This window comes from Actinoplanes sp. NPDC049681 (assembly GCF_044465265.1).
Lineage (GTDB): Bacteria > Actinomycetota > Actinomycetes > Mycobacteriales > Micromonosporaceae > Actinoplanes.
Genome location: NZ_JBITLP010000006.1, coordinates 148,028 through 167,207 on the forward strand (window position 1 = coordinate 148,028; position 19,180 = coordinate 167,207).

Annotated in this window: 17 protein-coding genes; 6 read left to right on the forward strand and 11 right to left on the reverse strand. The window is 72.4% G+C overall.

Annotation, left to right across the window (positions count from 1 at the left end; genetic code table 11):
- The first annotated feature begins 52 nt into the window (after window positions 1-52).
- Window positions 53-820, forward strand: a complete 768-nt coding sequence (leuE, locus tag ACIBO8_RS22550) for a leucine efflux protein LeuE (RefSeq protein WP_396117245.1) — start codon at window positions 53-55, stop codon at window positions 818-820.
- Between the two features lie 212 nt (window positions 821-1,032).
- Here leuE and ACIBO8_RS22555 read toward each other — a convergent pair whose 3' ends face one another.
- From ACIBO8_RS22555 to ACIBO8_RS22585, 7 genes are all read right to left on the reverse strand, one after another.
- Window positions 1,033-1,836, reverse strand: a complete 804-nt coding sequence (locus ACIBO8_RS22555) for a sporulation protein (protein ID WP_396117246.1) — start codon at window positions 1,834-1,836, stop codon at window positions 1,033-1,035.
- Between the two features lie 13 nt (window positions 1,837-1,849).
- Window positions 1,850-2,905: a hemolysin family protein gene (locus tag ACIBO8_RS22560; protein ID WP_396117247.1), complete on the reverse strand. Its 1,056-nt coding sequence runs from the start codon at window positions 2,903-2,905 to the stop codon at window positions 1,850-1,852.
- On the reverse strand, window positions 2,902-4,197 hold the full coding sequence (locus tag ACIBO8_RS22565) for a hemolysin family protein (RefSeq protein ID WP_396117248.1): 1,296 nt from the start codon (window positions 4,195-4,197) through the stop codon (window positions 2,902-2,904). Before ACIBO8_RS22565 ends, ACIBO8_RS22560 begins: the two co-directional genes overlap by 4 nt.
- A gap of 85 nt (window positions 4,198-4,282) precedes the next feature.
- Window positions 4,283-5,854, reverse strand: coding sequence for a M28 family peptidase (locus tag ACIBO8_RS22570; RefSeq protein ID WP_396117249.1), 1,572 nt, complete (start codon window positions 5,852-5,854; stop codon window positions 4,283-4,285).
- A gap of 45 nt (window positions 5,855-5,899) precedes the next feature.
- Complete coding sequence (locus tag ACIBO8_RS22575; RefSeq protein WP_396117250.1) at window positions 5,900-7,573, reverse strand: protein kinase; 1,674 nt, start codon at window positions 7,571-7,573, stop codon at window positions 5,900-5,902.
- A 63-nt stretch (window positions 7,574-7,636) separates the two neighbouring features.
- Entirely contained in the window at window positions 7,637-8,296 is a 660-nt protein-coding gene (locus tag ACIBO8_RS22580; protein ID WP_396117251.1) for a class F sortase, read from the reverse strand.
- Window positions 8,296-9,105: a DUF4397 domain-containing protein gene (locus ACIBO8_RS22585; protein ID WP_396117252.1), complete on the reverse strand. Its 810-nt coding sequence runs from the start codon at window positions 9,103-9,105 to the stop codon at window positions 8,296-8,298. The genes ACIBO8_RS22580 and ACIBO8_RS22585 overlap by 1 nt, the downstream gene beginning before the upstream one ends.
- A 164-nt stretch (window positions 9,106-9,269) precedes the next feature.
- Here ACIBO8_RS22585 and ACIBO8_RS22590 point away from each other — a divergent pair, with 164 nt between their 5' ends.
- The 3 genes from ACIBO8_RS22590 to ACIBO8_RS22600 all read left to right on the forward strand — a co-directional run bounded on the left by ACIBO8_RS22590 (window position 9,270) and on the right by ACIBO8_RS22600 (window position 14,649).
- The gene (locus ACIBO8_RS22590; RefSeq protein WP_396117253.1) at window positions 9,270-13,820 is read left to right on the forward strand and encodes an ATP-dependent helicase; all 4,551 of its coding nucleotides are present in this window, start codon (window positions 9,270-9,272) and stop codon (window positions 13,818-13,820) included.
- Between the two features lie 5 nt (window positions 13,821-13,825).
- Window positions 13,826-14,245 (forward strand): DUF6086 family protein, encoded by a 420-nt coding sequence (locus ACIBO8_RS22595; RefSeq protein WP_396117254.1) that lies wholly within the window; start codon window positions 13,826-13,828, stop codon window positions 14,243-14,245.
- An 86-nt stretch (window positions 14,246-14,331) separates the two neighbouring features.
- Complete coding sequence (locus ACIBO8_RS22600) at window positions 14,332-14,649, forward strand: TM2 domain-containing protein (RefSeq protein ID WP_396117255.1); 318 nt, start codon at window positions 14,332-14,334, stop codon at window positions 14,647-14,649.
- On the opposite strand, the gene ACIBO8_RS22605 is transcribed toward ACIBO8_RS22600, so the two are convergent.
- Together ACIBO8_RS22605 and ACIBO8_RS22610 are read right to left on the reverse strand one after the other, a co-directional pair.
- Complete coding sequence (locus tag ACIBO8_RS22605; RefSeq protein WP_396117256.1) at window positions 14,640-15,170, reverse strand: GNAT family N-acetyltransferase; 531 nt, start codon at window positions 15,168-15,170, stop codon at window positions 14,640-14,642. The two genes, ACIBO8_RS22600 and ACIBO8_RS22605, sit on opposite strands and share 10 nt — an antisense overlap.
- A 99-nt stretch (window positions 15,171-15,269) precedes the next feature.
- Complete coding sequence (locus tag ACIBO8_RS22610) at window positions 15,270-16,199, reverse strand: LLM class F420-dependent oxidoreductase (RefSeq protein WP_396117257.1); 930 nt, start codon at window positions 16,197-16,199, stop codon at window positions 15,270-15,272.
- An 81-nt stretch (window positions 16,200-16,280) separates the two neighbouring features.
- Between ACIBO8_RS22610 and ACIBO8_RS22615 the strand changes: the two genes are divergently transcribed.
- Window positions 16,281-17,066 (forward strand): S-adenosyl-l-methionine hydroxide adenosyltransferase family protein, encoded by a 786-nt coding sequence (locus ACIBO8_RS22615; protein WP_396117258.1) that lies wholly within the window; start codon window positions 16,281-16,283, stop codon window positions 17,064-17,066.
- A 5-nt stretch (window positions 17,067-17,071) separates the two neighbouring features.
- A complete protein-coding gene (locus ACIBO8_RS22620) occupies window positions 17,072-17,860 on the forward strand; it encodes a DNA-formamidopyrimidine glycosylase family protein (RefSeq protein WP_396117259.1) in 789 nt (262 codons plus the stop codon).
- Between the two features lie 62 nt (window positions 17,861-17,922).
- On the opposite strand, the gene ACIBO8_RS22625 is transcribed toward ACIBO8_RS22620, so the two are convergent.
- Complete coding sequence (locus ACIBO8_RS22625; protein WP_396117260.1) at window positions 17,923-18,093, reverse strand: nuclear transport factor 2 family protein; 171 nt, start codon at window positions 18,091-18,093, stop codon at window positions 17,923-17,925.
- Window positions 18,094-18,169: 76 nt separating this feature from the next.
- The gene (locus ACIBO8_RS22630) at window positions 18,170-19,033 is read right to left on the reverse strand and encodes a helix-turn-helix transcriptional regulator (protein ID WP_396117261.1); all 864 of its coding nucleotides are present in this window, start codon (window positions 19,031-19,033) and stop codon (window positions 18,170-18,172) included.
- Window positions 19,034-19,180 lie beyond the last annotated feature (147 nt).

Sequence of the window (19,180 nt, forward strand, 5' to 3'; positions counted from 1 at the left end):
CTGGCCGTCCGGACCAGTGCCGTGACGCCACCGCGATGCCGAGTATAGGAACGTGCTGGGTATCACCGAGTTCTGGACGTACGTGCTGGGCACCGTGGCTATCGTTCTCCTGCCCGGCCCCAACTCGATCTTCGTGATCTCCGTTGCCGCGCAGCGGGGCGTACGGGCCGGGTACCGCGCCGCCTTCGGGGTGTTTCTGGGCGACACCGTTCTGATGGTGCTCGCCGCCGCTGGGGTGGCGTCCCTGCTCCAGGCGTACCCGCCGATCTTCATGGTGGTGAAGTACGCCGGCGGTGCCTACCTCGCCTGGCTGGGCGTGGGGATCTTGCTGAGCGCCTGGCGGAAATGGCGGGCCAGGGGTCCGGCGGACGGCAGGTTCGCGGCAGCGGCGGGCTCAGCGGGTCCTGGGACCAAGCGCGCAGCTGGTCATGAGACCCAGCGCGCAGCCCGTTATGAGACCAAGCGCGTAACCGGTCATGAGACCAAGGGCGCAGCGGGTCCTGAGACCAAGGGCGTGCAGCGACCCTTCCGACGGGCCCTGCTCGTCAGTGTGCTCAATCCCAAGGCGATTCTCTTCGTCGTCTCGTTCTTCATCCAGTTCGTCGATCCGGGCTACGCGCACCCGGCCCTGTCGTTCCTGGTGCTCGGCGCGATCCTGCAGTTCTTCAGCGTCCTCTACCTGAGCGGACTCATCTTCGGGGGACAGTTCCTGGCAGGGCAGTTCCGGCGACGGCGCCGGTTGTCCGCTGCGGCTTCCACCGGGATCGGCATGGTTTTCGTCGGATTCGGCATCAAGCTCGCCACCGCCACCGCCGGCTGATCAGCTCACCGCCCTCGCCGTGGGGGCCGCCGGGGCACGCGGACGAGGAGCCGTCCGCAGCCGAAGGGGATGCAGGCGTCGAACGGCGAGGGCCAGGGAGACGGAAAGGTCAGGAAGACGGAAGGGCGGGGAGACTGAAAGGGCCGGGGACGGGAAGCGCCGGGGCAGAGGCGGGGGCAAGGCCGAGATCGACCAGCCCCAGGGGACCGCCCTCAGAGCGCGTGCATCCCGCCGTCCCGCGGCAGCCCCGGAGCCCCCGCCGGCAACGCCTCCCGGATCGCCCGCTCCACCTCCACCGCCCAGTCCCTCGACGCCGGCTCCAGGTGCGATATCCGGAGCCGGGCATACCTGTCCTCGGCCTGGCGCCACAGACCCCCGTGCTTCTCCAGTTCGAGGATCACCTCAACCCCTTCCGGGTCCGCCACGAAGGTCAGTTCCATCTCGTCCATCTCCGCCGCGAGCACCTCCGGCGGCGTGAATTCGATCTCCTGGTAGAACGGCAGCTCCTGGCGTACCCCGTAGATCGCTCCTCGTTCCACGTCGGCGTGCCGGAAGCCGAAGCCGAGGCGGTCCACCGCGGCGAGCACCGCCTCCTGGGCGGGCAGTGGATGCACGGCCACGAGGTCCACGTCCCCCTTGTCGACCGCTTTCTCCACCGTCAGCTCGGTGCGCAGGCCGAGGGACATTCCGCTGAGCTTTTTCCCGTACGCGTGGGTCAGCGGCGTCTCCCACGGCAGCGTGATGCTGAACGGGATGTCCTGATGCTCCCCCGCCGCCAGGGTGAAGCCGGCGGCTACCCACGCGCGGTGGAATTCGACGAGGGCGTCGCCGTCCTCGGCCTCCACCCGGGTCACCAGGCCTACGGCCAGCGTTTCGATCGCGACGTCGTAGTCGCCGCCGGTGATCCGGACCGCGCCGAGGAGTTCGCCGCCGGGGTAGGCGTCGGGGGTGGCCAGGACGGTGTCGACGGTCGGGCCGCCTACGCCGAATGCGCGTAACACCTTCTCGAAGACCATCGGCGTTTTCCTCTCAGCGCATGCGCCTGCCCACCGGTACGGGATCAGTCTCGTCGTCGAACTCGCCGATGACCTGCTCCAACAGGTCTTCCAGGGCGACGAAACCGGCTCTTTCCCCACGTCGGGTGACGATCGCGAGCTGTGCCCGGGCGCCGCGCATCGCGGTCACCGCGTCCGTGACCGTCGTGCCCGCGTCCAGGACGAACGGCGGGTCCATCAGGTCCCGAGCGGTTGCGGGCCTGCCGGCCGTGGTGGCTCGTACGGCGTCGCGGACGTGCACCACGCCGACGACCACGTCCGCGGGGGAGATCACGGCGAGGCGGGATCGACCGCTGCGCAGCGATGCCTGCTCCACGTCTCCCGCTGACGAGCCCGGCCGTACCGTGACCAGCTGGTCGTCCGGGATCAGCAGATCCGCGACCTTCATCTCCTGCAGCTTGAGCATGCTGGTCAGCAGCTCGGTCTGCTCCGCCCCGATCAGCCCTTCCGCCCGCGAGCGCTCCAGGAGGATGTTCATCTCCTCCGGCCCGTGGGCCTGCGCCAGCTGGTTCTGCGGGTGCACACCGAAGGGTTTGAGGGCCGCGTTCGCCAGCCAGTTGAGGGCTACCAGCGCCGGGCGGGCGAGCCGGACGAAGCCGCGGAACGGGAGGGCCAGCAGGGTGGCCGAGCGTTCCGGGTCGGTGATCGACCAGGACTTGGGCATCATCTCGCCCAGGACCAGGTGCAGGAACGTGACCACCATCAGCGCCACCAGGAGGGCGATCGCCGCGCTGGGGACGTCGGGAAGGCCGGCGGCGTGCAGCAGCGGGTGGAGCAGGTGTTCGATGGCCGGTTCGGCGAGCGCGCCGAGGCCGAGCGAGCACAGGGTGATGCCGAGCTGGGCGCCGGCCAGCATCAGGGAGAGTTCCCGGCTGCCGTCGAGGGCGGCGCGGGCGGCTCGGCTGCCGTCCGCCGCGGCGTGTTCCAGGCGGTAGCGCTTGCTCGCCACCAGGGCGAACTCCGCCGCCACGAAGAAGCCGTTGCCGGCCAGCAGCAGCAGTGAACAGATGGCGGCCCAGGTGGTGCTCACGGGGCCACGATCCGTACCGACTCGGGGACGTGCCGGTCGACCGACAGCACGGCGAGGTCCGCTCCGGAGTCCAGGGACACCGAGTCGCCCACTTCGGGCACCCGGCCCAGGTGGGACATCACGAGGCCGGAGATGGTGTCGTAGTCGGTGCCCTCGGGCAGGTCGACGCCGGTCGCGTCGGTGACCTCGTCGATGCGCCAGCGGGCCGGGACGATCCACGAGCCGTCGTCCTGGCGGGCCGGGGCCGGCTCGGGCAGGTCGTCCTCGTCGCGGATCGGGCCGACCAGTTCCTCCGCGATGTCCTCGAGGGTGATGATGCCGGCGAAGCCGCCGTACTCGTCGACGACGCAGGCCAGCTGGCGGTGGCCGGCGCGGAGGCGGTCGAGGACCGTGGGCAGGCGCAGCGACGCGGGGACGAGCAGCGGCGGGACCGAGATCTCCGAGATCGCGGTGGTGGCACGGTCGGCCGGGGGTACGGCGAGCAGGTCCGCTATGCCGACGACGCCGACGATCTCGTCCACGCCCGTACCGGAGCGGACCGGGAAGCGGGACCGGCCCGTGCGGAGCAGGTCGACGATCTGCGATGCCGGGGCCGAGGCCTGGACGGTGTGGACGTCCACGCGCGGCACCATCACCTCGGAGGCCGTGCGCCGGCGGAAGTCGAGGCCGCGGTCGAGCAGCTCGGAGAGCTCCGGGCCGAGGTGTCCCTCGGCGCGCGACTCGGCGATGATCTGCTCGAGGTCTTCCTCGGTCGCGCCCTCCGGCAGCTCCTCGATCGGCTCGATGCCGACGCGGCGCAGCAGCTTGGCCGCCGCGGCGTCGAAGAGCTTGATGACCGGGCCGAAGACGGTGAGGTAGAGCAGCGTCGAACGGCCGAGGGCCTTGGCGACGGTCTCCGCGCGGGCGATCGCCAGGTTCTTGGGGGCGAGCTCGCCGAGGACCATCTGCACGACGGTGGCGACGATCAGGGCCAGCACGATGGAGACCGGCATGCCGACGGCCGGTGGGATGCCGGCCACGCCGAGCAGGCCGGCCAGGCCCTCGCCCAGGAACGGCTCGGCCACGTAGCCGACGATCAGGGCGGTGACGGTGATGCCGAGCTGCGCGCCGGACAGCACGAACGAGAGACGTTCGGTGACGGTCAGGGCGCGGGCGGCGGCTTTGTCGCCCTGCTCCGCCTGCTGGCGGAGGCGGTTGCGGTCGACCGCGACGTAACCGAACTCCTGGGCGACGAAGTAGCCCGTGACGGCGGTCACCACGATGACGAGCAGGAGGCCCACCAGGATCAGCATGGCGGGGCCAGGGACCGGGAAGGCCGGGCAGGGCCCGGCCTCATACTGCCACTCATCGGAAAAAGGGTAACAGCCCGGTGAAAGGTCAGGCCTGGGTGATCACGATGTCGTCCACCGCCGCCTCGACCAGGCTGGCGGTGCCGGTGTCGGCCGCCTCGACCTGCAGGCGGATGGTCTGGCCGGCGTACGCGGCGAGGCTCACGGTCGCCTTCTGCCATGCGGCGGCCCGGTCGGTCGCCGCCCCGGCCTGACTGAACACCGTGGTCGCCGTGGTTCCCGAGATCACCTGGACGCGGAAGTAGTCGCCGCTGGTGGCGTTACTCAGGTGCGCCAGGTACCACGAGAAGGACAGCGTGGACGCGCCCGCGGGCAGGGTGATCGCGGGTGAGCGGACCGTCGTGGTGCCGCCGTCGACGTCGTTCGCGCCGGCGCTGGAACCCGCCGAAGCCCCGGTCACCAGGTCGTTGCTGCCGTTGACGGTGGTGCCGAGCTGGGTGGCGACGCCGGACGAGGTCGCCGCGGGGTCACCGCGCTCCCAGGCTCCGGTGGTGGCCGTGTCGGTGCCCGCGGCGTTGGTGGTCCAGCCCTTGGCCGCCTCGAAGTCGTCGGAGAAGACCGCGGGGCCGGGCGGGGTGGTGGTGCCCGCGGCCAGGGTCCAGACCGCGTACGCGATGGCGTCCGAGTCGCGGTCCAGCGCGGTGTCGTTGATGTTCGCCGTCGTGTCGCAGGAACGGTGGTAGCAGGCGTCGAACGCGGCCTGCGTACCGCCCCAGAGCTGGACCTGCGCCGCGGTCTTGCGGCCCTCGGCGCCGGTGAAGATGCCGCCCGCCGGGATGCCCGCCGCGATGAACGGGCCGTAGTCGCTGCGGCCGTCGAAGTCGGTGCCGCGGGTCGGTACGCCGATCGACGTGAAGTACGCCTCCAACGTGTCCTCGATCTCGGCGGAGCCCGCGGGGCCGGGGCCGGAGCCGGTGCCGTCGGAGTTGTCGCCGTCGTAGAGGAAGTAGCCGGGGTTCGGCGAGGCGACCATGTCGAAGTTGAGGTAGCCGGTGATGGCGGCCTTCTGCGCCGAGCTGAGCGAGTTGACGTACGCCGTGGAGCCGCGCAGCCCCAGCTCCTCGGCGCCCCACCAGCCGAAGCGCAGGTGCCGGTCGGGATGGAACCCGGTCCGCGCCACGGCGAGCGCGACCTCGAGGTTCGCCGCCGAGCCGGAGCCGTTGTCGTTGATGCCCGGGCCGGCCGTGACGCTGTCGAGGTGAGCGCCGACCATCAGCGTGTCGGCCGTGTCGCCGCCCGGCCAGTCGGCGATGAGGTTGTAGCCGGTGGCTCCGCCGTACGTGAAGGACTGCTGCTGGGTCTGGAAGCCGGCGGCGTCGAGCAGGCCCTTCACGTAGGTGACCGAGGCGAGGAAGCCGGGGCGGCCGTGGGCGCGGTTGCCGCCGTTGGCCGTGGCGATGGACTGCAGTTGCGAGAGGTGGTTCTTGACGTTGGCGAGCGGGATGTCCGGGGGCGCCACGGCAGCGGCGTGCGCCGGTGCCGCCGCCGCGACGGTGGCCAGCAGGGCCGTCGCGCCGATCAGGGATAGTGCTCTCACGGGGGTCCTCCGCGGGCTCGGGTCGCCGGCGCCGTGGGTGTGGCGCGCGGCCAAGCCGAGCATTTCAGAGACGGCCCTCTATGGATTCATACCGACTGAGCCATACCGTCAGGGGTCCGTGTAGAAGGTGCTGACGATCATTCCCCAGGTGGCGAAGTTGGCCGGCCAGTCGAGGTCGCGGGTCATCAGTCCGAACGCGTAGCCGTTGCCGTCGGAGGCGATCCAGCGGGTCATCGCGTGCATGCGGACGCCGTTCGGGCCGTCGTACGCGTACTCCCAGTCGGCGGCGCGGGTGAGCGACGGCACCTTCCTGAGCGCGTACTGCTGGTAGCCGGGCAGGTCGCCCGCGACCCGCAGCCGGGCCGCCTCGTCCCGGCAGGCCTTGACCGGATCACCCTTTGCCTTGCGCTCGGGGTCGACGCTGAGCACCCGCAGGTTGCTGGGATCGCGGAAGCAGAGCGTGGTGCCGATGCGCTCGACCGTCCAGCCGTCGGGCACCGCGATGTGGAAGTCGCCCTGGGTGAAGTAGGACCAGCCCTGGTAGAGCGCCCAGCCGTCGCGCAGCTTCTCCGCGCCGGACTGCGGGGTCCGGGGCAGCCCCGGTCCGGCCGGGCTCAGGCAGCCGACCGGGCTGAAGCCGCCGGCGCCGCCGCCGACGCCGGACGAGGACGCCACCGGCGGGGAGCCGATGGCGCTGGGTGGCGTGGGCGCGGAGTCGTCACGGATCGTCAGGCCCACGGCGATCGCGCCGGCGCCCAGGACGGCAGCCGTCGCCACTCCCGCGACGAGCAGCCGGGACCTCGGGCGCAGCGGAACGTACGAGGAATGATCGCGCTGGTGCGGGATCGGCGGTGCGTCGAGTCGCGTCCGGACCCGCGTCGCGGCGGCCAGGGTCGAGCCCCGCGCCGGATCGGCGGCGTGCCGCGGCCCGGTGCGCGGAGACGCTCCGGGCGCCGGCACGGCCTCGGCGGCGAGAATGGCGCGCAGCCGCTCCCGCACCTCCTTGCCGGTCAGGCGTTCGACCGGCTCCCGCCGCAGCAGGCCGGTCAGCACCGGGGCCAGCGGACCGGCCCGGGCGGGCGGATCGGGCTCATCGGTCGCGAGCGCCATCAGGGTCGCCATCGCGCTCTCCCGCGCGAACGGCGAACGGCCCTCGACCGCGGCGTACAGGGTCGCGCCGAACGACCACAAGTCCGATTCCACCGTGGACGCGCCGTCGCGGGCCCGCTCGGGCGAGACGTATTGCGGGGAGCCGACCACCAGGCCGGGGCCGGTCACCGAGCCGTCGTCGACGAACGTGGCGAGCCCGAAGTCGGTGAGGACCACCCGGCCGTCGGTGCCGATCAGGACGTTGTGCGGCTTGACGTCACGGTGCAGCACGCCGGCGCGGTGGGCGGCGGTGATGGCCTCCAGCACGTCCAGGCCGATGCGGGCGGCCTCCAGCGGCGGATAGGGGCCGTCCTCGCCGATGACCTGGTGCAGCGAGCGCGACGGCACGTACTCCATCACGATCCACGGCAGATCCTCGGCGTGCACGACGTCGTAGATCTTGACCACGTGCGGATGGTTGAGCCGCGCCGCGCTGCGAGCCTCGCGCAGCGTCCGGGTGCGCAGCCGGGCCTTCTCGTTGTCCGTCATCCAGTCCGGCGGCACGAACTCCTTGACCGCCACGTCCCGGTCGAGCATCTCGTCGCGGGCCAGCCACACCCGGCCCATGCCTCCGGCACCGACCGGCTCGTGGAGACGATACCGACCGGCGATGAGCATCCGCCTGACCGCCATCGGCTCCCACCCGTCGCTTCGTTGTGAAGGATAGTCGTGCTGCCCCGTCCTCGGATACCACGATCACCCGGCCACCGCGTACACCACCAGGTTGTCCCGGTATGACCGGAGACTCCGATCGAACACGCCGCCGCACGTGATCAGCCGCAGCTGACGGTCCGGCGTCGGGCCGTAGACACGGTCGGTCGGGAACGCCTTCTTCGGATACCAGGCCGTCGCGGTGACGGTGAACCGGACCGTCCTGCCGCCGCGGACCACCTCGATGCGGTCGCCGACGGTGATCTCCCGCAGCCGGTAGAAGACCGCCGGGCCGCTCCGGGAGTCCACATGGCCCGCGAGCACCGCCGGACCGATGTCGCCGGGCGCGGTGCCGTCGGCGAACCACCCGGCCCGCTCGTCGCCCTTGGGCGGCACCAGTTCCCCGCCGGCCCCGAGATGCAGCGTCTCCAGCTCCGTGTCGATGCCCAGCGCCGCAACCCGCAGGCGGGTCGGCCGGCCGCTCAGCTCCGGCTTCGCGGTCCGGAACGGGTCCGGCACCCCGTCCGGGCGCGGCCAATCGGATGGTCCAGGCAAATTAGACGGTACGGACACAGCCGGCGCGACGCCATCAGGAGTAGCGCGGGGCTCATGGGTCACCAGATAGCCGACCGCGACGACCACCCCGGTGAGCAGGCCGACCGCCACGGGCAGGAGCGCCCGCCGCGCGGTGGTCCGTACGGTCATCAAGAGCGCCGGAGCGCGACCACGACGCACCCGGCGAGCGCGGCCGCAAGACCCGCCAGCAGCAGCGCCATCGGCAGTGGATCATCCGGGCGGCTGCCGCCGGCACCGGTGGCGACGCCGCCCTGCGGCACACCGCCCCGCCGGGCCGCGTCGATGTGCAGCTCCGGCTTGAGGCCGCCGTTCTTGTCGTCGAGCACCAGCAGCGAGTAGACGTTGCCCGCGCCCAGCGTGCACGGCAGATCGCTGGCCTTGCCGCCGCCGGACGGCTGCACCTGCACCGTCCACTTGCCCGGGTTCACCTCCCGGTAGGCGGTCGTGGTGGCGAACGCGACCCCGTCGGCGATGGTCCGGCCGTTGGCGCCGCCCACGTCGAGTACGGGTGCGCGTACCGAAGCCTGAATGATTCTGATCTTGGACTCGTCCCGGCCGGGCAGCCGCAGATCGTCCTTCAGCACCCGCAGGCCCAGGTCGGCGTAGCGGCCCACGCCGGCGACCGTGTACGCCGCGCCGTCGTCGACCGTGACCTGGGTGGTGAGCACCGGCGGCGTGCTCGCGGCGGCACCCGCCTTGCGCATCGCCACGGAGTAGGTGCCCGTCGGCAGGCGCAGGTAATCGGACATGGCCCCGTACGCGACACCGTCGAACCGCTGAGCCTTGCCTTTCGCGCCCTTGAGGTAGACGTCGACCGCCGGCGTGTCCGGCGACAGGTGCGCCAGCCGCACATAGCCCGCTCCGGCTGCCGCCGCCGGCGACGCGGGCAGGGCGATTGCGGCGAGCATGACCACCACGGCAGCGATGCGCTTCACCACGGAGCCTCCCGTTCGGTCTCAGCGTCAGGCATCAATGTGCTCTCCCTCACGGGACGAACACCATGGTCCGTCCGGTCCGGTATCGCCGCCTGTCCGGTGCCCGAACTGTGCTCCGGCGTCTGATTTCCTCGGCCCACGCATTTCTGTCGTACCCCCGGGGCACGATGGGAGGCGTGTCAGACGTGCTGGAGCGATTCGGCCTGGCCACCCGCGAGTGGTTCAAGGCCGCCTTTGCCGCGCCCACGGCCGCGCAGGCCGGAGCGTGGCAGGCCATCGGGGCCGGGCGCAACGCGCTGGTGGTGGCCCCCACCGGCTCCGGCAAGACCCTCGCGGCATTCCTGTGGTCGCTCGACCGGCTGGCCCACGAGCCGGTTCCCGAGGACCCGAAGCATCGCTGCCGGGTGCTCTACGTCAGCCCCCTCAAAGCGCTCGCCGTCGACGTCGAGCGCAACCTGCGGGCACCGCTCACCGGGATCCGGCAGGCGTCGGGACGGCTCGGCGTGCCGCCCCCGGACATCACCGTCGGCATGCGCACCGGCGACACCCCGGCCGACGAACGGCGCAGCTTCGCGCGTACGCCGCCGGACATCCTGATCACCACACCGGAGTCGTTGTTCCTCATCCTGACCTCGGCCGCCCGCGAGTCCCTGCGCGGCGTGGAGACCGTCATCATCGACGAGGTCCACGCCGTTGCCGCCACCAAGCGCGGCGCCCACCTCGCGCTCTCCCTCGAGCGCCTCGACGGCCTGCTCGGCCGGCCCGCCCAGCGCGTCGGCCTGTCCGCGACCGTGCGGCCCATCGAGGACACCGCCCGCTTCCTCGGCGGTGCCCAGGACGTCGAGATCGTCCAGCCGAAGAGTGCCAAGACCATCGAGGTGGAGGTCCAGGTCCCGGTCGAGGACATGACCCGCCTCGACGAGGTGCCCGACCCGGATGCCGACGACCCCGGCGCCGGCCGCCACTCGCCGTCGATCTGGCCGGCGGTCGAGGAGCGCGTGCTCGACCTGATCCAGGAGCACCGCTCGACGATCGTCTTCACCAACTCGCGGCGGGGCGCCGAGCGGCTCTGCGCCCGGATCAACGAGCTCGCCCTCGAGCGGGCCGGCGGGGAGCTCACCCCTGCACCGCGGCCTCCGGCGCAGGTGATGGCCCAGTCCGGGGAGGCGGGCGGGGCGCCGCCGGTCGTCGCGCGGGCGCACCACGGGAGCGTGTCGCGCGAGGAGCGCAAGCAGATCGAGGAGGCGCTGAAGTCCGGGCAGCTGCCCGCCGTGGTGGCCACCTCCAGCCTCGAGCTGGGCATCGACATGGGTGCGGTCGACCTGGTGGTCCAGATCGAGGCGCCGCCGTCGGTCTCCGCCGGCCTCCAGCGCATCGGCCGGGCCGGGCACCAGGTCGGCGCGATCTCCCGGGGCGTGGTCTTCCCGAAGCACCGCGGCGACCTCGTCTCGTGCGCCGTCGTCGCCGAGCGCATGGGCGAGGGAGCCATCGAGGAGCTGCGCTATCCGCGCAACCCGCTCGACGTCCTCGCCCAGCAGATCGTCGCCATGGTCGCGCTGGACGAATGGCACGTCGACGAGCTCGCCGCCCTGGTCCGCCGCGCCGCACCGTATGCCGAGCTGCCCGACTCGGCCCTGCACGCGGTGCTGGACATGCTTTCCGGGCGCTACCCCTCCACCGCGTTCGCCGAGCTGCGTCCCCGGCTGGTCTGGGACCGTACGACCGACCGGCTCACCGGCCGCCCGGGCGCCCAGCGGCTGGCCGTCACCAGCGGGGGCACGATCCCCGACCGCGGCATGTTCGGCGTCTTCCTCGCCGGTTCCGAGCGCGCGTCCCGCGTCGGCGAGCTCGACGAGGAGATGGTCTACGAGTCCCGCGTCGGCGACGTGTTCCTGCTCGGCTCCACCTCCTGGCGCATCGAGGACATCACGCCCGACCGCGTGCTCGTCTCCCCCGCGCCGGGGGCGCCCGCGCGCATGCCGTTCTGGAAGGGCGACGCCCTGGGTCGCCCGGTGGAGCTGGGCCGGGCCATCGGGGCGCGGCTGCGCGGCCTCACCCGCGCCGGCGACGACACCGCCACCGCCTCGCTGCGCGACTCCGGCCTGGACGAGTGGGCCGCCAACAACCTGGTGGCATACCTCCGCGAGCAACGCGAATCCACCCGCAACCTGCCTGACGACCGCACGATCGTGGTCGAGCGCTTCCGTGACGAGCTGGGCGACTGGCGGATGACGGTGCACTGCGTCCTGGGCGCGCGGGTCAACGCGCCGTGGGCCCTGGCCATCGGCCGCCGCCTCGGCGAGCGGTACGGCGTGGACGGTCAGGTCATGCCGTCCGACGACGGCATCGTGGTGCGCCTGCCCGACACCGCGGAGGAGCCGCCCGGCGCCGACCTGGTGGCCTTCGACCCCGAGGAGATCGCCCAGCTCGTCGAGGAGTCCGTCGGCACGTCGGCGCTGTTCGCCTCCCGGTTCCGCGAGTGCGCCGCCCGGTCCCTGCTGCTGCCGCGCCGCGATCCCCGCCGCCGTCAGCCGCTCTGGCAGCAGCGGCAGCGCTCGGCCCAGCTCCTCGACGTGGCGCGCGAGTTCGCCGACTTCCCGGTGACGCTCGAGGCGGCCCGCGAATGCCTCCAGGACGTCTTCGACGTCCCCGGCCTCGTCGGGCTGATGCGCGAGATCGCGGGCCGCAAGGTGCGCCTGGTGGAGGCCGAGACCCCGCGTCCGTCGCCGTTCGCCCGCTCGCTGCTCTTCGGGTACGTCGGCGCGTTCCTCTACGAGGGCGACGCCCCGCTGGCCGAGCGCCGCGCCGCCGCCCTCGCCCTCGACTCGACGCTGCTCGGCGAGCTGCTCGGCCGCGTGGACCTGCGCGAGCTGCTCGACCCGGCGGTGGTGACCGAGAGCGAGAGCCAGCTGCAGTGGCTGACCACCCAGCGCACGCCGCGCGACGCCGAGGACGCCGCCGAGCTGCTCCGATTGCTCGGCGACCTGTCCCCCGAGGAGCTGACCGCCCGCTCGGTGGACCTGAGCTGGATGGACGAGCTGGCAGCAGCCCGCCGCGCCATCCGGGTGCGCATCGCCGGCGAGGACCGCTGGATCGGCGTGGAGGACGCGGGCCGCTACCGCGACGCCCTCGGTGTCGCCCTGCCGGTCGGCGTCGCGGAGGCCTACCTCGAACCCGTCGCCGACCCCCTCGGTGACCTCGTCGCCCGGTGGGCCCGCACCCACGGCCCGTTCGCGGCGGCCACCTGCGCCGCCCGGTTCGGCCTCGGCGTCTTCGTCGTCGAACAGGCCCTCAAGCGGCTCAGCGCGACCGGGCGGGTGGTCTCCGGCGAGTTCTCCCCCGGCGGCGCCGGCACGGAGTGGTGCGACGCCGAGGTGCTGCGGCTGCTGCGCCGGCGATCCCTGGCCGCCCTGCGCCGCGAGATCGAGCCGGTGCCGCCGCGCGTGCTGGCCGCGTTCCTGCCCCGCTGGCACCAGATCGGCGGCAACGCCCGCGGCGTCGACGCGGTAGCCGCCGCCGTCGAGCAGCTCCAGGGCGTGGCGGCGCCGGCGTCGGCCTGGGAACGGCTGATCCTGCCGGCCCGCGTCGCCGACTACGCAGCCCCGCAGCTCGACGAGCTCTGCGCCGGCGGCGAGGTGCTCTGGGCCGGCTCGGGCAGCATCGCCGGCGGCGACGGCTGGGTCACCCTGGCCTACGCGGACAGCGCCCCGCTGCTGCTCCCGCCCCCGGACGACGAGCTGGCGCTGACGCCCCTGCACCAGGCGATTCTCGACACCCTCGGCGACGGCCAGGCACTGTTCTTCCGCAACCTCTCCGACCGCGTGGGGTCCACCGACGACACCGCCCTCGCCGCGGCCGTGTGGGATCTCGTGTGGGCGGGTCACCTCACCAACGACACCCTCGCACCGCTGCGGGCCCTGCTCGGCGGCAGCGGCGCCCACCGCGCGAAGGCGGCCCCGGCTCGCACCCGCTACCGCCGCCCGGGCCGCCCCACCATGCCGTCGCGCAGCGGTCCACCCGCCATGGCAGGCCGCTGGTCCCGCCTCCCCGATCGCGACCTGGACCCGACCCGCCGCGCGGCAGCCCTCGCCGACCTCCTCCTCGAACGCCACGGCGTCGTCACCCGTGGCGCCGTCATGGCCGAGGGCGTCACCGGCGGCTTCGCGGCGGTCTACCCGGTCCTCGGCGCCCTCGAAGAACGCGGAGCAGCCCGCCGTGGCTACTTCGTCGAAGGACTGGGAGCGGCCCAGTTCGCGGTCCCCGGCGCGGTCGACCGGCTCCGAGCCCTGTCCGAGCCCGCCGAGCTGGCCAAGCGCGCCGGCGCCACGGCCGTGGTGCTGGCGGCCACCGACCCGGCCAACCCGTACGGCGCGGCGCTGCCCTGGCCGGACCGGGTCGTGGACAGCGGCAACGGCGAAACCGTCCCGGCGGCGGGCCACCGAGCAGGCCGCAAAGCAGGAGCCCTCGTCGTCCTGGTGACCGGCGACCTGACCCTGTACGTCGAACGCGGCGGCCGAACCCTCCTCTCGTTCACCGACGACAACGAGGCCTTGGTGGCAGCCGGCCAGGCGCTGGCAGCCTCGGTGCGCTCAGGCGCCCTGGGAGCGATGTCGGTGGAGCGGGCGGACGGCGAATCGGTGCATTCCTCGCCGCTGCGGGATGCGCTGACGGCGGCCGGCTTCCGGGCGACGCCCCGGGGTTTGCGTCTGCGGGGCTGAGTGCAGTGAGCCAGTACTTCCAGGTCGGTGACGTGGTCTTGTGGAATCCTGCGACCCGGGTGGCGCAGCTCTTCCTCCGCAGTAGCGAGGCAATCGCCCCGCTGGTGGACCTGCCGACCGGAATCAGCCTCGTCATGGGCGACGAGTACGACATCGACCTGGACACGTTCACCGTCTTCGTCGACGCGCTCGTGCACCGCTATCTGTCATCCAGCCATCCGATCCTCAGGTCGTTGCTGGAGGGCTTCACCGCCACCGCGATCGTCCTGGTGGAGCGTGCGGGTCGCAGCGTCCCCGCGTTGACGGAGACGCCCACCCGCGATCCGCGGGACGTCTCCGTCGGACCCAGCGGTATCGCAGCCCTGGGCGACATCGAGCACCTTCGGGTTCTCGCGGCCGACCACGCCGGGGCCATGCCTGTCTGACAGTGGACTCAGCGCCTGGCCCACTCCGCGGGCCGGGCCGAATCCGGTGATGCGGGGTTGCCGGGACGGCGGCTATCGTTGCGCCGATGAGCCCGGGCCAGGCCGAACTCCCGAAGTGGCAGAAGATCCGCATGCTCCGCGCCGAGGCCGAGTACGACGCCGTCAAGAAGGACGTCCGCGTGGCCTACGCCCTGTGGTGCGTCGTGGGCCTCCTCGGTGGCCACCGGTTCTACCTCGGTGACACCGCCCGCTCGATAGCGATGCTGTTCACCTTCGGTGGCCTCGGGGTGTGGACGCTGCTCGACGTGTTCTTCGTCGCCCGACGGGTCCGCGCCGTCAACCGGTCTCGCCGGGCCGCCGTCATGGCCCGCTACGGCATCATCGACGGCCCCGGCTACGCCTGAGCGGAGGCGCCCGGCCAGCGCAGGACGTACATCCAGTCGGGGCCGTCCTCGCCGGGCTCGTCGAGCTGGTCGGCGCGGGTCAGTCCCGCGCGCAGGGCGACCCGCTGGGACGCGATGTTGTCGGGGCGCACCCGGGCCAGGACCGGCCATTCCGGCAGGTGCTCGCCGGCCCATTCCACGACGGCGGTCGCCGCCTCGGTGCCCAGGCCGCTGCCCCACACCGCGGGGTCGAAGCGGTAGAAGAGGTTGAGCACCTCCCGGTCCCGGAAGCGTACGAACTTGAGACCGCAGAAGCCGATCGTGGTGCCGGCCTCGCGGGTGCACGCCACCCAGTAGCCGAAGCTGTGCCGGCGCCAGTGCTCGTCCCATTTCGCGAAGAGCTCTTCCGCGTCACCACGGGTGGCGAGCAGGTCGGACGGATTGTGGTGGCAGGCCTCCGGGTCGTGGTGGATCTCGTAGATCGCGTCGAGGTCGCAGGGGACCGGTCGGCGCAAAGTGAGCCGGGCGGTGACAATCTCCACGGTTTGCGACTTTACGATCTAGCACGGCATCACCACCAACGCGACACATACCGGCCCCGTCCGTTGAGTAGGCGGACGGGGCCGAATGAGCAGATGCCGTCAGCCGAGTTGAGGCGCGACCGCCGACGCGACCAGTTCGACGTGGTCGAGGTCGCTCAGGTCCAGCGTCTGCAGGTAGATCCGCGAGGCGCCGGCGCGGGCGTACCGGCCGAGGATGTCCACGACCTGGTCCGGGGTGCCGACGATGCCGCCGTTGCCGCGCATCTCGTCCACCTCGCGGCCGATCGCCGCGGCTCGCCGGGCGACCTCCGCGTCGTCGCGGCCGACGCACAGGACCGCGGCCGCCGAGAACGCCGGGGGTGTGTCGCGGCCGATGGCCCGGGATGCCTCGCGGACGCGGTCGTACATCGCGGGCAGGTCGTCGATCTTGGCGAACGGGGTGTTGAACTCGTCGGCGTAGCGGGCGGCGAGGGCCGGCGTGCGCTTCTTGCCGGCCCCGCCCACGATGATCGGCGGCCGCGGGGACTGGGCCGGCTTGGGCAGGGCCGGCGAGCCCAGGATCTGGTAGTGCTTGCCGTCGAAGCCGTACGTCTCACCCTGCGGTGTCGTCCACAGTCCCGTGACGATCTCGAGTTGTTCCTCGAGGCGGTCGAAGCGCTCGCCGAGCGGCGGGAACGGGATGCCGTAGCCGGTGTGCTCGGCCTGGAACCAGCCGCCGCCCAGGCCGAGCTCGACCCGGCCGCCGCTCATGGCGTCGACCTGGGCCACGCTGATCGCCAGGGGGCCGGGCAGGCGGAAGGTCGCCGAGGTGACCAGCGTGCCCAGCCGGATGCGGGAGGTCTGCACCGCCAGCCCGGCCAGCGTCACCCAGGCGTCGGTCGGGCCGGGCAGGCCGTCGCCGCCCATGGCGAGGTAGTGGTCGGAGCGGAAGAAGCCGTCGTACCCGGCCTCCTCGGCGAGCTGAGCCACCCGGCGCAGGTCCTCGTAGGAGGCGCCCTGCTGGGGTTCGGTGAAGATGACGAGACGCATGGTGCAACCCTGCCAGACCCGGCGACCCGCCCAGGGGACCTGCCGCACACAGAGCGTGCCGGGGCAGTAACGTAACTCCCCATGGGCTCCTATGGATGGATCAGCCTCACCACGGACTACGGCACGTTCGACGGCTTCGCCGCCGCCTGCCACGGGGTGATCGCGCGCCTGGCTCCCGCCGTTCGTGTCATCGACGTCACCCATCACGTGCCGCCGGCGGACGTCGCCCGGGGGGCCGCGGTGCTGGCGCAGACGGCGCCGCACCTGCCGCCGTCCGTCCATGTCGCCGTGGTCGACCCGGGGGTCGGCACCGAGCGGCGCGGCATCGCCGTCGGCACCCCGAACGGCATCCTGGTGGGACCCGACAACGGGCTGCTGGTGTGGGCGGCCGAGGCGCTGGGCGGCCTGGACACCGTGGTGGAGCTGACCAACCGCGAGTGGTTCCTCGGCGACGTCTCGCGCACCTTCCACGGGCGCGACGTCTTCTCCCCCGTCGCGGCGCGGCTGGCGCTCGGCCAGCCGCTCGCCGACGCCGGACGGTCGGTCGATCCGAAGTCCGTGGTACGCCTGCCCGACCCGGTCGTCGCCATCGGGGACGGCTGGATCGAGGCCGAGGTCGTCACGGTCGACCGGTTCGGCAACGTGCAGCTCGCGGCGGGCGGCAGCATGCTCGCCGGCCTCGGCCCCGAGCTGGTCGTCGGCGGCGTGAAGGCCCGCCGGGCGCAGACGTTCGGCGACGCCGGACAGGGCGAGATGATCGTGTACGAGGACTCCGCCGGCCGGCTCGCGATCGCGGTCAACGGCGGCCGGGCGGTCGTCGTGCTCTCGGTCCGCCCGGGCGATGTGGTGCGCGTTGCGGAACGCTAGAGCACATGCCCGAAGGTGACACCGTATGGAACACGGCCCGAGTCCTGGAACGCGCGCTGACCGGTGACGTCCTCACCGGCTCCGACTTCCGGGTGCCGCGGCTCGCGACCACCGATCTGACCGGCTGGACGGTGGCGGAGTCGGCCAGCCGCGGCAAGCACCTGCTGCTCCGGCTGACCCGCGAGGACCGGGCCATGACCCTGCACTCCCACCTGCGCATGGACGGCGCCTGGCGGGCGTACGCCCCGGGCGAGCGCTGGACCGGACGCCCGGCGCATCTGATCCGCGTGGTGCTGCGGACCAACCGGTCCGTGGCCGTCGGCTATCACCTGCACGAGGTGACGCTGGTGCCGACCGCGGAGGAGGACTCCCTCGTCGGCCACCTGGGCCCGGACCTGCTGGGTGACGACTGGGACCCGGAGGAGGCGGTGCGCCGCATCGCGGCCCGGCCCGAGGCCAGCATCGCCGAGGCCCTCCTCGATCAGCGCAACCTCGCCGGCGTGGGCAACCTCTACAAGGCGGAGACGCTGTTCCTGCGCGGCCTGTGGCCCTGGACACCGGTGGCGGACGTGCCGGACCTCCCGGGCACGGTGGTCCTGGCCCAGAAGCTTCTCGCCTCGAACCGCGGCCGCTGGACCCAGACGACCACGGGCTCACTACGCAAGGGCCAGACCAGCTATGTGTACGGCCGCAGAGCCCAGCCCTGCCGTCGCTGCGGCACCGCGATCGCGAAGGCGGAGCAGGACGAGCGCGTCACGTACTGGTGCCCGCACTGCCAGCCGGAACCTCGGTGAAGGGCGGGGGTGGATCCGAACGGGGGCCGGATCCACGCCCCCCGCCTTCGGCGAGGCGGCGGTCAGGGGGTGAAGGCCTGCGCCGCCGCGTAGCTGTTCTCGAACATCGTGTAGCGGGTGATCCGGCCCTGCTCCACGGTGATCCGCAGGGCGAACCGGCCCTCGAAGATCTTGCCCGTGGCGATGACCTCGTGGGCCAGCTCGCCGAGGACGATCCCGTCCGCGCCGTCCACGATGGTCTTCTCGATGACGAAGCGCTGGGTCCGGATGTCCTCCAGCCGGCGTCCCGCGGGCGCGGGCGGCTGAACCTCAGGACTCGCGGGTGGCGGGACGCGCCGACTCGGGCGCGTTCCACATCGCGATGAGGTCGAGGGCCGCCTGCGCCGGGCCGGCCGGATCGGCGGAGAAGGCGACCAGGCGCTGACCGGCCACGCCGGGCAGGTCGAAATTCTCGAAACGCAATGTCAGTTCGCCGACAAGCGGGTGCCGGAATCGTTTCTGGCCGTGCGTGCGTTCCCGGACATCGCGGCCGGCCCACAGATTCCGGAATGCCTCGCTGCGCATGGTGAGCTCGCCGAGAAGTGTAGCCAGGGCCTCATCGTCGGAATAGCGACCGGCGGCCAGCCGCAGGGCACCGACGGTCGCTTTCGCGACATCCGCCCAGTCGACCCATCGTTCGCCGCTCGCGGGGTCGAGAAAGGCGAACCGCGCGAGGTTGCGCTCCTTCGCCGAGACCGCGTCGAAGTCGAAGAACAACATGGCCGCCAGCCGGTTCCAGGCCAGCACGTCCATCCGATAGTTGATCAACAGCGCCGGCGTCTTCTCCATCAGCCCGAGCAGCTGCACCAGCTCCGGGCGGGCCCGCTCGGGCTGCGGCGAGCGGCGTGGTTTCACCGCGCCGGTCCGGGTGAGGTCCTGCAGGTGGGCGCGTTCGACGTCGTCGAGTTCGAGGGCACGGGCGAGAGCGTCGAGGACCTCCGGACTCGGGCGGGTGGCGCGGCCCTGCTCCAGCCGGACGTAGTACTCCACGCTGATGTCGGCCAGCTGCGCCACCTCCTCCCGGCGCAGTCCCTGCACCCGCCGGCGTGCGGAGACGTGCAGGCCGGCGCGTTCCGGGCTGATCCGGGCCCGGCGTGATTGCAGGAAACGGCCCAGTTCGGGGCGATCGTCCATGGTGGCCAGTATTCCCTGCGCGGGCGAGCTCAGGGTGGTCCTGTCGTTACCAGTAAGGCCGGTACCCGGGTCGGACAGGGGTCTGGCTGCCCCCGTCCGCGGTCACGACCATGGCATTCACCGCACCTCGAGACCGAAGGAGCTCCA

Excerpts from the sequence above, each read along its gene's own strand:
- ACIBO8_RS22575 (WP_396117250.1), bottom strand. The coding sequence starts at position 7,573 with ATGGCGGTCAGGCGGATGCTCATCGCCGGTCGGTATCGTCTCCACGAG.
- ACIBO8_RS22600 (WP_396117255.1), top strand. The coding sequence starts at position 14,332 with ATGAGCCCGGGCCAGGCCGAACTCCCGAAGTGGCAGAAGATCCGCATG.
- ACIBO8_RS22565 (WP_396117248.1), bottom strand. The coding sequence starts at position 4,197 with ATGCTGATCCTGGTGGGCCTCCTGCTCGTCATCGTGGTGACCGCCGTC.
- ACIBO8_RS22580 (WP_396117251.1), bottom strand. The coding sequence starts at position 8,296 with ATGACCGTACGGACCACCGCGCGGCGGGCGCTCCTGCCCGTGGCGGTC.
- ACIBO8_RS22570 (WP_396117249.1), bottom strand. The coding sequence starts at position 5,854 with ATGCTCGGCTTGGCCGCGCGCCACACCCACGGCGCCGGCGACCCGAGC.
- ACIBO8_RS22630 (WP_396117261.1), bottom strand. The coding sequence starts at position 19,033 with ATGGACGATCGCCCCGAACTGGGCCGTTTCCTGCAATCACGCCGGGCC.
- ACIBO8_RS22620 (WP_396117259.1), top strand. The coding sequence starts at position 17,072 with ATGCCCGAAGGTGACACCGTATGGAACACGGCCCGAGTCCTGGAACGC.
- ACIBO8_RS22615 (WP_396117258.1), top strand. The coding sequence starts at position 16,281 with ATGGGCTCCTATGGATGGATCAGCCTCACCACGGACTACGGCACGTTC.
- ACIBO8_RS22610 (WP_396117257.1), bottom strand. The coding sequence starts at position 16,199 with ATGCGTCTCGTCATCTTCACCGAACCCCAGCAGGGCGCCTCCTACGAG.
- ACIBO8_RS22555 (WP_396117246.1), bottom strand. The coding sequence starts at position 1,836 with ATGGTCTTCGAGAAGGTGTTACGCGCATTCGGCGTAGGCGGCCCGACC.
- ACIBO8_RS22590 (WP_396117253.1), top strand. The coding sequence starts at position 9,270 with ATGGGAGGCGTGTCAGACGTGCTGGAGCGATTCGGCCTGGCCACCCGC.